The 12,578-nt window shown below is 72.9% G+C and carries 11 protein-coding genes; 3 read left to right on the top strand and 8 right to left on the bottom strand.

Features of this window, described 5'->3' with window-relative positions:
• The first annotated feature begins 20 nt into the window (after nt 1-20).
• Nucleotides 21-1,439, top strand: a complete 1,419-nt coding sequence (locus tag ACFKCF_RS33905) for an FAD-binding oxidoreductase (RefSeq protein WP_394499358.1) — start codon at nt 21-23, stop codon at nt 1,437-1,439.
• Here ACFKCF_RS33905 and ACFKCF_RS33900 read toward each other — a convergent pair.
• The 4 genes from ACFKCF_RS33900 to ACFKCF_RS33885 all read right to left on the bottom strand — a co-directional run bounded on the left by ACFKCF_RS33900 (nt 1,436) and on the right by ACFKCF_RS33885 (nt 5,638).
• Nucleotides 1,436-2,263: a L,D-transpeptidase family protein gene (locus ACFKCF_RS33900; protein WP_394499357.1), complete on the bottom strand. Its 828-nt coding sequence runs from the start codon at nt 2,261-2,263 to the stop codon at nt 1,436-1,438. The genes ACFKCF_RS33905 and ACFKCF_RS33900 overlap by 4 nt on opposite strands.
• Before the next feature lie 134 nt (nt 2,264-2,397).
• Nucleotides 2,398-3,174, bottom strand: coding sequence for an ABC transporter permease (locus tag ACFKCF_RS33895; protein WP_394499356.1), 777 nt, complete (start codon nt 3,172-3,174; stop codon nt 2,398-2,400).
• On the bottom strand, nt 3,171-4,724 hold the full coding sequence (locus ACFKCF_RS33890; RefSeq protein WP_394499355.1) for an ABC transporter permease subunit: 1,554 nt from the start codon (nt 4,722-4,724) through the stop codon (nt 3,171-3,173). The genes ACFKCF_RS33895 and ACFKCF_RS33890 overlap by 4 nt, the downstream gene beginning before the upstream one ends.
• Nucleotides 4,721-5,638, bottom strand: a complete 918-nt coding sequence (locus ACFKCF_RS33885; RefSeq protein WP_394499354.1) for an ATP-binding cassette domain-containing protein — start codon at nt 5,636-5,638, stop codon at nt 4,721-4,723. The genes ACFKCF_RS33890 and ACFKCF_RS33885 overlap by 4 nt, the downstream gene beginning before the upstream one ends.
• Nucleotides 5,639-5,771: 133 nt before the next feature.
• Here ACFKCF_RS33885 and ACFKCF_RS33880 point away from each other — a divergent pair, with 133 nt between their 5' ends.
• Complete coding sequence (locus tag ACFKCF_RS33880) at nt 5,772-7,094, top strand: sensor histidine kinase (RefSeq protein WP_394499353.1); 1,323 nt, start codon at nt 5,772-5,774, stop codon at nt 7,092-7,094.
• Nucleotides 7,091-7,759 (top strand): response regulator, encoded by a 669-nt coding sequence (locus ACFKCF_RS33875; RefSeq protein WP_394499352.1) that lies wholly within the window; start codon nt 7,091-7,093, stop codon nt 7,757-7,759. The genes ACFKCF_RS33880 and ACFKCF_RS33875 overlap by 4 nt, the downstream gene beginning before the upstream one ends.
• 3 nt (nt 7,760-7,762) lie before the next feature.
• Here ACFKCF_RS33875 and rhaS read toward each other — a convergent pair whose 3' ends face one another.
• Genes rhaS through ACFKCF_RS33855 form a run of 4 tightly spaced genes read right to left on the bottom strand, consistent with a single transcriptional unit; the run spans nt 7,763 to nt 12,465 of the window.
• Nucleotides 7,763-8,848, bottom strand: coding sequence for a rhamnose ABC transporter substrate-binding protein (gene rhaS, locus ACFKCF_RS33870; protein WP_394499351.1), 1,086 nt, complete (start codon nt 8,846-8,848; stop codon nt 7,763-7,765).
• The gene (locus ACFKCF_RS33865) at nt 8,845-9,828 is read right to left on the bottom strand and encodes an ABC transporter permease (protein ID WP_394499350.1); all 984 of its coding nucleotides are present in this window, start codon (nt 9,826-9,828) and stop codon (nt 8,845-8,847) included. Before ACFKCF_RS33865 ends, rhaS begins: the two co-directional genes overlap by 4 nt.
• Complete coding sequence (locus ACFKCF_RS33860) at nt 9,818-10,972, bottom strand: ABC transporter permease (protein WP_394499349.1); 1,155 nt, start codon at nt 10,970-10,972, stop codon at nt 9,818-9,820. The genes ACFKCF_RS33865 and ACFKCF_RS33860 overlap by 11 nt, the downstream gene beginning before the upstream one ends.
• Nucleotides 10,969-12,465, bottom strand: a complete 1,497-nt coding sequence (locus tag ACFKCF_RS33855; protein WP_394499348.1) for a sugar ABC transporter ATP-binding protein — start codon at nt 12,463-12,465, stop codon at nt 10,969-10,971. The genes ACFKCF_RS33860 and ACFKCF_RS33855 overlap by 4 nt, the downstream gene beginning before the upstream one ends.
• Nucleotides 12,466-12,578 lie beyond the last annotated feature (113 nt).

Below are 12,578 nucleotides of genomic sequence, written 5' to 3'. Positions count from 1 at the left end.
CGATCACCACGGAGGCGTCCATGGACCGCCGGGACTTTCTGCATGTCGCCGCGCTCGCCCCACTGGCCGCCACCGCGCGGCCCACTGGCACGTCCGGGCTCTCCGCGCCGCCGCCCAACTGGGCGAGGCTGCGCAGACAGCTGAAGGGCACGCTCGTGCTGCCGGGCGACGCCGGATACGACACCGCGCGCCGCCTGTACAACCCCGCCTACGACCGGATCCGGCCGGGCGGGGTCGCTTACTGCGCGAACGCGGCCGACGTGTCGGCGTGCCTGACGTTCGCGCGCACGAGCGATGTGCCGGTCACCACCCGTTCCGGGGGTCACTCCTACGCGGGCTGGTCCACGGGCACCGGGCTGGTGATCGACGTCTCCAGGATGAGCTCGGTCGCCTATGCGGGCGGCCGGGCCACGATCGGCGCGGGCGCGAAGCTGATCGACGTCTACGACCGGCTCGCCCGCCACGGCGTGAGCATCCCCGCGGGCTCCTGCCCCACGGTCGGGGTCGGCGGTCTCACGCTGGGCGGCGGCATCGGCGTGGTGTCGCGGAAGTACGGGCTCACGTGCGACAACCTCCAGTCGGTACGCGTCGTCACGGCCGACGGCCGGACGCTGGACTGCGACGCCACCCGCAACGCCGGCCTCTACTGGGCCTGCAGGGGCGGTGGCGGCGGGAACTTCGGCGTGGCGGTGTCCTTCACGTTCAGGACGTTCGCGGCCCGCGACGTCACCGTGTTCTTCCTGCACTGGCCCTGGGCCAAGGCGGGGGCCGCGGTCAAGGCGTGGCAGTCGTGGGGGCCCTCGGCGCCGGACGAGCTGTGGTCCTCGCTGCACCTGGGCCGCTCAGGCGGCCTGGACGTCGCGATCGTCGGCACGTACGTGGGCGGCAAGCCCGCACTCGACCGGCTGCTGGCCCCGCTCGTCGCCAAGATCGGGCAGCCCTCCTCCCGCTCGGCCCGGACGGTCCCCTATCTGGACGGCATGAAGATCATGGGCGGCTGCGCGGCCATGTCGATCGCCGAGTGCCGGCGGATGCCGCGGGAGGCGTTCGCGGCGAAGTCGCACATGGCCTACCGGAAGCTGCCGGCGAACGGCGTGCGGGCGCTGGTGGACGGGGTGGGCCGCGGCGGGCGGCACTCGGTGCTGCTGGACGCCATGGGAGGGGCCATCGGCCGGGTCGGCCCCGCGGACACGGCCTTCCCGCATCGGGCGGCGCTTTTCAGCGTGCAGTATTACGCGGAGGGGACGGATCGGCGGTGGCTGCGCGGGCTACATTCCGACATGTCCCCATTTTTCGGCGATCATGCTTATGTTAATTACATCGACCCCGATTTGAGTAATTGGCGAAATGCGTACTACGGGCCCAATGCGGCCCGGCTGGCCGAGGTGAAATCCACGTACGACCCCGGCCGGCTGTTCCGGCTGCCCCAGGGCATCTAGATCTGTCCGCGTACGTACACCGGCTCCCCCTCCTTCACCATGTTGTACACGCGCACGGACGTCGACAGCGGCATGCGTACGCAGCCGTGCGAGGCGGGCCTGAGCGGCACCTCCGTCGAGCCGTGCATGGCGATGCCGCCGACGAAGTAGAGCGAGTTGAACATCGAGCCCAGCCGGCTCGTCGTCCAGCCGGGCGCCTTCCTGGTCACGCGGAAGTCGCCCACCGGCGTGACCGCGTTGCCGCAGTGGCCCTTCTCGCAGTAGTGCACCTCGGCCCCGGTGGAGATGTGGGTGACCAGCACCGGGCGGTAGTCGCGGTAGATGGTGAGCAGCTGGTGGGTCAGGCTGATCTCGACCCGGTCCGCGCCGCCCTGGGGCACCAGCGGGCGCAGGCCCTTGCTCCGCTTGAGCGCCGCCCACGTCTTCGGCCCCACTTCGCCCCTCGGCACCATCCCCCTGCTCTTGTGGAATCCCCAGACCGCGTACCTCGTCTGCTCGTCGTAGATCCCGTGCGCCTGGCCGAAGTAGAAGCCGCCGTCGTGCAGGCGCCGCTGGAGCTGCCTGACCGTCTCGCCCCGGTCGCCCACCCTCAGCACGCCGATCTTCCCGGCGTGGGAGCGCTTGACGCCCTTGACCGCCGGGACCGGCTTCACCACCTCCGGCACCGCTTCCACCTCCGGGACCGGCACCACGTCCGGCACCGCCTGCACCGCCGGGACGCCCATGTCGGTCTGGACGCCCGTGTCCCCCTGTGAGGGCTCGTCCGCCAGAGCGGGCGCCGCGGCCAGCAGCGGCAGAAAACATCCCGCGGCCAACGCCGCCATTCCCCTTATGCTCATAAATCGACGCGTACCCAGATCGCCGATAATTCACATCCAACGGGAGGTTTTGTCAAGCAAAGTCCGCCGGAATATCAATCCCGGTAAATACCGGCATTTCCCCTCTATTCGCCGTCCAGTCACGCGTCGCGATACCGGAGGAGCAGACCGCCGCCCACGAGGGAGGCGGCGGACCACGTGGCCAGGACGCCGAGGCCCGCCCACGGACCGATGGGGAGGGACGCGAGATCCACGGTCGTCTGGACGGCCAGCCCGGCGTTCGTCGGGGACAACGTCCACAGCAGCCGCTGCAGCTCGGGGTCCGACACCATGAGGATCGCGACCGGGAACACGTACAGGAGCCCGATCACGACCCCGGCGGCCGCGGCCGAGTCGCGTACGGCGGTGGCCAGGCCCAGGCTGAGCAATGAGATCAGCACCAGGTACAGGACCGAGCCCACGGCGGCGCGCAGGATCGGCCCGTCGGCCAGGGACAGCGGCGGATAGCCGTGCGCGGCCGTGAAGCCGCTGCCCGGCAGCAGGAGCCGCCCCGCCAGCACGGACCCGAGCACGGCGAGGGTCCCCGCGCCCAGCGTGAGCCCGCCGACCACCACCGCCTTGGCGGCCAGGGCGGTGGCCCGGCGCGGCATCGCGGCGAGGCTGGTGCGGATCATGCCGGTGCTGTACTCACCGCAGACCGCCACCACGGCCAGCAGGGCCACCATCGCCTGGCCCAGCTGGACCCCGACGAGGCTTATCCTGGCGGCGTCCTGCCCGCAGCCCGCCGCCGCGCAGGGCACGACGGCCGCCGCGAGGGCGCTCAGGGCCACGGTCAGCACGACGGCCCCGGCCAGCAGCCACCCGGGCCCGGCCACCGTCCGCAGCTTGGTCCACTCGGCGTGCACCTCGCGTCTCATACGTCCCTCCGGCGCAGCCGGTGGGCGGCCAGGGCCAGGGCGAGGGCGGCGTAGCCGCACAGGACCGCGAAGCCCACCCAGGGCGGCAGCGGGAAGAAGCCCTCCGCCGGGGCGAAGCGGGCGGTCACCTGCTCGTACGTGACCGTGCTCTGCTGGATCGCGAAGCCCGCGGCCGGAGTGATCCGCAGCAGCCACCGCGCCGCCTCGTCGGGCAGCAGGGACGTGGCCGCCAGCAGGTACGGGACGACGATCGCCACGATGGCCGCGATGACGGCCACGGCGCTGCGCCGGAACAGCGACCCGAGGGCGAGCGCGAAGACCGCCGCCACGGCGAGCAGCGCGGCGGTCCCGATGATCAACCGCAGCCCGGTGAGCGGCGTCAAGGGCGCCAGGACGTTGCCGTTGCCCGCCAGGAGAGCCCGTCCGACCGGCACCGTGACGGCGGCCGCGACCAGCCCGAAGGCGAAGGCGGCCACGGAGATCACGACGGCCTTGGCCGCCAGCGCCCGGCCGCGCCGCGGGCTGGCCAGCAGGGTGGTGCGGATGAGCCCGCGCCGGTACTCGGCGGTGACGAACGCCACCGCGACCACGATGACCACGACCAGCGCCGCCAGCACCCCGGTCAGGACGCGTTCGGCGGGCATGCCCTCCATGGTCGGCGCGATGTCGCCGACTCCCGTGATCCGGAACGTGTCACCGGACCGCACGAGCCCGCCCGGATGGTGCGGGGTGCCGTCGGCCTCGAGCGAGACGCCGATGTCGTCGCGGGTCCACGTGCCCCCGGCCGCCACTCCCCGCACGCTGACCTGGTCCATGTCGGCGGTGACCTCGGCGAAGCGGGAGGCCGTCGCGGCCCCGCCGATCGCGTTGGAGGTCACGGTCAGGTCGCCGGGAGAGGCCGCGAACAGCCCGATGCGGACCCTCCCGGTGGCCATCCGGGCGGTGCCCACCCTGGTCCACCGCGAGCCGTCGGCCGACTCCTCGCCGACGACCGTCTCGCCGGTACGGGTCAGCCGCACCCAGCGCGGGGCCCCGCCGGGCCGCCCCGCCACGTCCTCGGTGAAGTCGTGCTGCATCCGCACCCCGTGGCTCCCGGTGACCATCATCGCCGCGTACGAGGCTCCCTGGCGGACGCTCTGCTTGATCATGACCCCGGCCTTGGCCCACGGCGTGACGCCGGGGACGACGTTGCGGACGCCGGGCGTCACGTCGGGCTTGCGGAGCTGCCCGGTCATGGAGTTCACGCGTACGGTGATGCTGCCGTCGCCGTCGAGCTGCTGGTGCACGAAGTAGAACCGGTCCTCCACGGCCTCGCCGCCGGGCCCGGTCGGCGGCGGCGGGCAGGGCACCTCGATCGGCCCGTTCATGCAGGAGGAGCGGCTGCCGGTCGCGAAGAGCGCCCCGAGCAGGACGATGAGCAGGGTCGTCAGCGTCAGGCCCGCCATCCAGCCGCGCACCGTGCGGAGCTTGGTCCATTCGGCCCGCAGCAGCTGCGCGAAGCCGTCGTGCCCGGCCCGCAGGCCCGAGCGGTAGGGGGTCACGGTGGTCATCGCGCCGCCCCCTTGAACTCGACCGCGTCTCTGGTGAGGTCCAGGTACGCCTCCTCCAGCGACGCCCGGTGGGCCGCCACCTCGGAGAACGGCACCGCCCGCGAGGCGAGCAGCCGCACGATGTGCTCGGCCGCCAGCCCGGAGACCACCAGCGTGTCGCGGTCGGTGACGGTCACGGTGCCCCCGGCCGCGGCCAGCACCTCCATCGCCTCCGGACGCGCCTGCGTGCGCAGCGTGACCCGGTCCTGTGAGGCGGTCGCGATCAGGTCGGCCACGCTGGTGTCCGCGACGACCCGGCCCCTGCCCACCACCACGAGATGGCCGGCGGTGTCCTGGAGCTCGCTCATCAGGTGACTGGACACCAGCACGGCACGCCCCTCCGCGGCCAGCGACCGCAGGAAGCCGCGGATCCACACGATGCCCTCGGGGTCGAGGCCGTTGAACGGTTCGTCCAGCATGAGCACCGGCGGGTCGCCGAGCAGCGCCGCGGCGATGCCGAGGCGCTGGCGCATGCCCAGCGAGTAGCCGCCCGCCCGGCGCCGGGCCGCGGGGGTCAGGCCGACCTGCTCGATCACCTCGTCCACCCGCCCGGCGCCCAGGCCCTGGGAATGGGCCAGCCACAGGAGGTGGTTGCGCGCGGTGCGGCCCGGCTGCAGCGCGGCCGCGTCCAGCAACGCGCCGACGTGGCTCAGCGGGCTGCGCAGGCTCGCGTACGGGCGCCCGCCGACCAGGGCGTGGCCCTCGTCGGCCGCGTCCAGGCCGAGCACCACCCGCATGGTGGTGGACTTGCCCGCGCCGTTCGGCCCGACGAACCCGGTGACCTGGCCGGGCAGCACGGTGAACGTCATCCCGTCCAGTGCCCGGGTCTGGCCGAACCGCTTGCGCAGGCCGCTGACTTCGATGGTTGCTTCCACGGCACGCAGACTAGGCAGCGCCCCCGCCTGGGTCGTCACGCGGCGGAGCGATCTGCGGCGTCGCTGGCGCCAGCTACGCCTCGTCCCTCTTACGAGGGATGCCACAATTGCCCGCGCCCGGGACAATGACCTGGTGGAACGAGTGCAGGGCCGGAGTTGGAGCCGCGTCGCCGGGGCGCCGGTCGCGTGGGTGCGCCGGTTCGGGGCGGCCGTGCCGTACGGTCCCGCCCTGGCCCGGCACCTGCCGGTCGTGCTCGGGGTGGCTCTGGCGGTGCTCGCCGTGGCCGAGTCGATCATGCAGGCCGGGAGCGCGTCCCCGCTCTCGGAGACCATGAGCGTGCCGGTGGGCAGCCGGCCCGTGAGCCCCGGCGCGCTGCCGCCGGCCGCTGACGACACGGCCCCGCTGCTCCTCATGGTGTTCCCCCTGCTCGCGCTGGCCACCACGCTGCCGCTCCCCCTGCTGTGGTCCCAGCCGTCCGCGGCGGCGCTCCTGGCGACCGGGGCGGGCGCGCTGTCGGTCCTGGCCTTCCACACGCTGACCGTGGCCGGCGCGGTGGCGCAGCTGATCGCCGGCTACCGCGCCGGCCGGCACGGCGCGACGGTGGCGGCCGTGCTGGTCGCGGTGCCGTACCCGGTGCTGGCGGTGGCGATCGGGCCGGGCGAGCGCGTGCGGGCGCTCGCGCTACTGCTCGCCTGCCTGGCCCCGGCGGTGGCGCTGGCCGGGATCGCCGTACGGGCCCGCCGCAGGGCCCGTGCCGACACCGCCGCCCGGCAGGTCATGGCCGACAGCCTGGTCGAGCACACCGCCCGCGGCGAGCGCGCCCGCATCGCCCGCGAGCTGCACGACGTGGTCGCCCACCACATCTCCATGGTCGCCGTCCAGGCGGAGACCGCCCGGCTGGCCGTCCCGGGCATGCCGGAGGCGGGTGCGGAGCGGCTGCTGGCCATCGGCGACACCGCCAGGGCGGCGCTGACGGAGATGCGGCGGCTGCTCGGCGTGCTGCGCGAGGACGCCGAGGCCGAGTCGATCTGGCGTCCCCAGCCCGGGCTGCGCCTGCACGAGCTCAACGAGCTGCTCGACGAGTCGCGCGAGGCGTCGGGCACGACCACCCGGCTCGTCCTGCGGGGCTCGCCGGTGGAGCTCGATCCCGGCGTGGAGCTGGCCGCGTACCGGATCATCCAGGAGGCGCTCACCAACGCGCGCCGCCACGCGCCCGGGGCCGCCGTGGACGTGGAGCTCGACTACACCGGCCCCGACCTGCGCCTGCTCGTCCGCGACAACGGCCCGGGGCCGTTGTACGCAGAAGCGGGCGGGCCCGGTGGTGGGCACGGCCTGTCCGGGATGCGCGAGCGGGCCGCGGCCGTCGGCGGCGAGCTGCGCACGGGCCCCGCCCAGGGCGGCGGGTTCCTCGTGGAGGCCCGCCTGCCCGGGCGGGACGAGGAGGGCGGAGGATGAGCGGCGAGCCCGCCAGGCTCAGGATCGTGATCGCCGACGACCATCTGGTGGTGCGGACGGGGTTCGCCGAGCTGCTCGACACCCAGCCGGACTTCGAGGTCGCGGGCACCGCCGCCGACGGCGCCGAGGCGGTGCGGGTCTGCCGCGAGCTGTCCCCCGACGTGGTGCTCATGGACGTGCGCATGCCCGTCATGGACGGCATCGAGGCCACCAGGCGCCTCAGCGGCGGGCCGAGGGTGCTCATCCTGACCACGTTCGACCTGGACGAGTACGTCTACGACGCCCTGCGCGCCGGAGCCAGCGGCTTCCTGCTCAAGGACGTCACCGCCGAGCGCCTCTTCGACGCCGTACGCGTGATCGCCGCCGGCGAGGCGCTGCTGGCCCCGGCCGTCACCCGCCGCCTCATCAGCGAGTTCGCCCGCATGGGCGGCCCGAGACCGGAGGCGCCGGCGCTGTCGGCGCTGACCCCGCGCGAGACGCAGGTCCTGCGCCTGGTCGCCGAGGGCCTGTCCAACCCCGAGATCGCGGCCAGGCTGGTGGTCACCGAAGAGACGGTCAAGACCCACGTGAGCCGGGTGCTGAACAAGCTCGGCCTGCGCGACAGGACCCAGGCCGTCGTCATGGCGTACGAGACGGGCCTGGTCGTGCCGCGCGGCCGGGCGTGAGCGTCAGAAGTCGAACTTGTCGATGTTGTCCTTGTTGAACACGGTCGGCTTGCCCAGCAGCACCTCGCCCTTGGCCCCGATCGTGTACTCGCCGAGCTTGCCCGCCTTGAACTTCTCTCCTTCGGCCCCGGTGATCTGCCCGGACGCCAGCGCCGCCGCCGCGTACGAGGCCAGGTAGCCCAGGTCGGCCGGGTTCCACAGCTCGAACGCCTCGATGGTGCCGTCCTTGACGAACTTCCTGAGCTGGTTGGGGGTGCCGAGCCCGGTCAGCTTGACCTTGCCCTTGGACGGCGAGTCCGACAGGTAGCGGGCCGCCGCGGCGATCCCCACGGTCGTGGGCGAGATGATGCCCGCCAGGTCCGGATAGGAGCGCAGCAGGCCCTGCGTCTCGGCGAACGACTTGTCGTCGTCGTCGTTGCCGTAGGCGACCTTGACCAGCTCCATGTCCTTGTACTCGGGCTTCTTGAGCTCGTCCTTCATGAAGTCGATCCAGGTGTTCTGGTTCGTCGCGTTGGGGGTGGCGGAGAGCACGGCGATCTTGCCCTTGTGCCCGATCTGCTCGGCCAGCAGCTGCACCTCGGTCCGGCCCAGGTCTTCCGGGCTGGCCTGGTTGACGAACACGTTGCGGCCCTCGGGGGCGGTGTCGGAGTCGTAGCTGACGACCTTGACCCCGGCGGCCATGGCCTGCTTGAGCGCGGGCACGACGGCGTTGGGGTCGTTCGCGGAGATGACGATGGCGTCCTGCTTCTGCTGCATCAGCGTGTTGATGTAGGAGACCTGCGAGGAGGCGCTGGCGTCGGACGGCCCGACCTCCTTGCCCTCGCCGCCGAACTCCTTGGCGGCCTCGATCCCGCCGCCGTCGGCGATCGTGAAGTACGGGTTGTTGACCTGCTTGGGCAGGAACGCGATCTTCAGTCCCTGCTTGAGCGGGGCGTTCGGATCGGCGGCCGGGGCCGACGAGGCGGCGGCCGTGGCGGAGGCGGAGGACTGCTGTGCCACGTCGCTCTTGGTGGTGCCGCCGCAGGCGGCCGTCAGCAGGACGATTCCGGCAAGGAACGCCGTTGACCGCCAAGGGGTGCGCGTTGTCATGAAACGGACTTCCCTTCCACTTGTGGTGATGTGCGCCGCCGCCATACCGCCCCCAAGTTCGGCGCCAGCACGGATGCGACGAGCAGCAGGCCCGTCACGAAGTTCAGGACCTCGTTGGCCACGTCGGCGAGGATGAGCGCGTTGCGCACCACGCCGAGCAGCAACACAGCCATGAGGACCCCGGGCAGGGTGCCGCGCCCGCCGAAGATCGACACGCCGCCGAGCAGCACGGCGGCCACCACGGCGAGTTCGAGCCCGACGCCGTTGTCCGCCCTGGCGCTGGCGTAGCGGAACGTGTAGACGAGGGAGGCCAGCGACGCCATCACCCCGGAGGCCACGAACAGCCAGAACTTGATCCGCTTGACCCGGACACCCGCGAAGTAGGCGGCCTCCACGTTCGAGCCGAGCGCGACGATCGAGCGGCCCAGCCCGGTCGCGTGCAGCAGCGTGGCCGCCACCACCGCCAGCACCGCGACCAGCACGGACGCCAGCGGGATCGGGCCGATGGACGCGGTGGCCAGGCTCGTGTACGCGGGCGGCAGGTCGGCCACCGCCTGGTCGCCCAGCATGACGTACGCCAGGCCGCGGAACAGCGCGAACGTCCCGATGGTGACCGCCAGCGAGGGCAGGCCGAGCCGGGTGACGAGCAGCCCGTTGAACGCGCCGCACAGGCCGCCCACCAGCAGGCAGATGGGCATGATCGCCTCGATCGGCAGGCCCGCGTTCCACAACCAGCCGAGCACCGCGCACGACAGGCCCAGCGTGGAGGCCACCGACAGGTCGATCTCGGCCGCCACGATGACCAGCGTCATGGTCAGGGCCATGAGGGCGATCTCGGTGGTGTCGAGGAGCAGGAAGGAGACGTTGGACCCGTTCGCGAAGCCGTCCACGCCGAGCGAGGCCCACAGGCACACGCCGACGAGCAGCACGAGGATGAGCCCCTCCCACCGGCGCGCCATCCGAGCGAGATCAGCGGCCATCGGCGGTCCTCCCGGAGGCGGGGTCGGCACGGAATGCGGGGTCTGCGGGGTCGGCACGGGCGGCGGGGTCTACGCGGCCTGCTGGGGCGGCGGGGTCCGCAGGGCCGGAGGGATCGTGGAATCTGCGGCGGCGCAGGGCCGCGGCGACGCGGAGCGCGAGCACGCGGTCGAGGACGATGGCGGCCAGCAGCAGGGCGCCGTTGATGGCGGTCTGGGCGAGCGCGTCCACCCGGAGCACGGCCAGCGCGCTCGTGATGCCGGTCAGCAGCAGCGCCCCGAGCGCCGCCCCGTACACCGTGCCGCTGCCGCCGAAGATGGCCACCCCGCCCACCACGACGGCCGCGACCACGTCGAGCTCCTTGCCGGTCGCCACGGTGGCGTCCACGGTGCCGAACCGGGCCGCCCACATGACCCCGGCCAGCCCCGCCAGCGCCCCGTTGGCCACGAACGCCGCGACGATCCTGCGCCGCACCCGGATCCCGGCCAGCACCGCCGCCTCGGGGTTGGAGCCGATGGCGTACAGCTCGCGGCCGGCGCGCAGGTTGCCCAGCATCCACCCGACCACCAGCAGCACGACCAGGGCGACCAGCGCGAGCAGCGGCACGCCGAGCACCGAGCGCGTCCCCAGGGACAGGAAGCCTTCGGGCATGTCGGCCGCGTTCACCTGGCGTCCGCCGGCCCAGGCGAAGTCGATGCCGCGGAAGGCGTACAGGGTGCCGAGGGTGGCCACCAGCGCGGGCACCTTGGCCGCCCCGACGAGCAGCCCGTTGACCGCCCCGCACAGGGCGCCGAGCACCACGCACCCCGCGATCACGACCGGGACCGGCACGCCCGGGTGGTCGGCCAGGACCAGCGCGCCCCCGAACGCCGTCAGCCCCACCACGGAGCTGACGGACAGGTCCACGTTCCTGGTGACGACCACGAGCGTCTGGCCGACGGCGAGCATGGCGACGATGGCGGAGTTCAGCAGGATGTCGCGCAGGCTGGCGTAGGTGAGGAAGGACGGGTTGACGGCGCCGGTGACGCCGAAGAGCAGGCCCAGCGCGACCACGATGCCCAGCTCGCGCACCCGCGCGACCCGATCCACGAGCCGCCGCCCGCCGTTGCGGCGCCCTGCCTCGGTCCTGGTGGCGGTGGCGGTCACGCGGGGCTCCTTCCGGTGGCGGCGGCCATCACGCTCTCCTCGGTGGCGTCCGCGCGCGGGATCTCCGCGGCCAGCCGCCCCTCGTGCATGACCAGCACCCTGTCGGCCATCCCCAGCACCTCGGGCAGCTCGGACGAGATCATCAGCACCGCCACCCCGCTCCCGGCCAGCTCCGACAGCAGCCGGTGCACCTCGGCCTTGGTGGCCACGTCGATCCCGCGGGTCGGCTCGTCCACGATGAGCACCGACGGCCTGCGCGCCAGCCACTTGGCCAGCACGACCTTCTGCTGGTTGCCGCCGGACAGCACGTTCACGGCGTCCGTCAGCCGCGCGAACTTCAGCCGCAGCCGCACCGCCCAGTCCCGGGCCCGCTCCCGCTCGGCCGCCCGGGAGACCAGCGGCCCCCGGCGCACGTCGGCCAGGCCGGCGAGCCCGATGTTGCGCTCGATGGACAGGTCCATGACGAGCCCCTGCTGCCGGCGGTCCTCGGGCACGAGGGCCAGCCCCGCCGCCATGGCCGCCGTGGGGCTGGCGGGCCGCAGCCGCCTGCCGGCCACCTCGACGCTCCCCGCGTCCCAGCGGTCGATGCCGAACACGGCCCTGGCCACCTCGCTGCGCCCGGCCCCGACGAGCCCGGCCAGCGCGACGATCTCGCCCCGCCGCACCTCGAAGGACACGTCGGTGAAGACGCCCTCGCGGGTGAGCCGGCGCACCTTGAGCGCGACCTCGCCGGCCTCCGTCTCCTGCTTGGGGAACAGGGCCTCCAGCTCCCTGCCGACCATGCGGCGTACCAGGTCGTCGGGGGTGATGCCGGCGATCAGGTCCTCGGCCACGTACGCCCCGTCGCGCAGGGTGGTGACCCGCTGGCACAGCTCGAAGATCTCCTCCAGCCGGTGCGAGATGAACAGCAGCGCGCAGCCCTGCGAGCGCAGTGCCTTGGCCACGCCGAACAGCCGGGCGACCTCCGTGCCCGACAGGGCGGCGGTGGGCTCGTCCATGACGAGCACCCGCGCCTGCCGCGACAGCGCCTTGGCGATCTCCACGAGCTGCTGGTCGGCGATCGACAGGCCGCGGGCCGGCTGGTCGGGGTCGAGGTGCACGCCGAGCCGCCCGAACAGCTCGGCGGCGCCGGCGCGCATGGCCCGCCGGTCGATGCCGAGGCGGCCTCGGGGCTGGCGGCCCATGAAGATGTTCTCCATGACCGACAGGTCGGGGAAGAGGGTCGGCTCCTGGTAGATGACCGCCACCCCGGCCCGCTGCGCGTCCGCGGGCCCGCCGAACTCGACCGGCTCGCCGTCCAGCAGGATCCGGCCCGAGTCCGGCCGGTGCACGCCGGAAAGGATCTTCACGATCGTCGACTTGCCCGCGCCGTTCTCCCCCGCCAGCGCGTGGACCTCGCCGGGGAAGAGCTCAAGAGAGACCTCGCGTACGGCGCGCACCGCACCGAACGCCTTGCTGACCTGCGAAAGGGATAGAACGGGAGTTTCATTCATTGCCGCACTCCCGGCAAAATCGTTTTAAGCGGTGGGAGGACGGTAAATCAGCGAGTGGCGAAGCGTCAATGCCTGGCCAATACAAGATTCCCAAGCACCCGAAGTCGTGCGGA

The sequence above is a fragment of the Nonomuraea sp. JJY05 genome, from assembly GCF_043496855.1.
Classification (GTDB): Bacteria; Actinomycetota; Actinomycetes; order Streptosporangiales; family Streptosporangiaceae; genus Nonomuraea.
The sequence above is the reverse complement of the archived record's forward strand: the minus strand, read 5'-3'. Positions and strand labels throughout refer to the sequence as shown.

Bases quoted from the DNA above. Each gene is read 5' to 3' on its own strand.
- ACFKCF_RS33895 (WP_394499356.1), bottom strand. From the start codon at position 3,174: ATGAGACGCGAGGTGCACGCCGAGTGGACCAAGCTGCGGACGGTGGCC.
- rhaS (WP_394499351.1), bottom strand. From the start codon at position 8,848: ATGACAACGCGCACCCCTTGGCGGTCAACGGCGTTCCTTGCCGGAATC.
- ACFKCF_RS33890 (WP_394499355.1), bottom strand. From the start codon at position 4,724: ATGACCACCGTGACCCCCTACCGCTCGGGCCTGCGGGCCGGGCACGAC.
- ACFKCF_RS33875 (WP_394499352.1), top strand. From the start codon at position 7,091: ATGAGCGGCGAGCCCGCCAGGCTCAGGATCGTGATCGCCGACGACCAT.
- ACFKCF_RS33905 (WP_394499358.1), top strand. From the start codon at position 21: ATGGACCGCCGGGACTTTCTGCATGTCGCCGCGCTCGCCCCACTGGCC.
- ACFKCF_RS33865 (WP_394499350.1), bottom strand. From the start codon at position 9,828: ATGGCCGCTGATCTCGCTCGGATGGCGCGCCGGTGGGAGGGGCTCATC.
- ACFKCF_RS33855 (WP_394499348.1), bottom strand. From the start codon at position 12,465: ATGAATGAAACTCCCGTTCTATCCCTTTCGCAGGTCAGCAAGGCGTTC.
- ACFKCF_RS33900 (WP_394499357.1), bottom strand. From the start codon at position 2,263: ATGGCGGCGTTGGCCGCGGGATGTTTTCTGCCGCTGCTGGCCGCGGCG.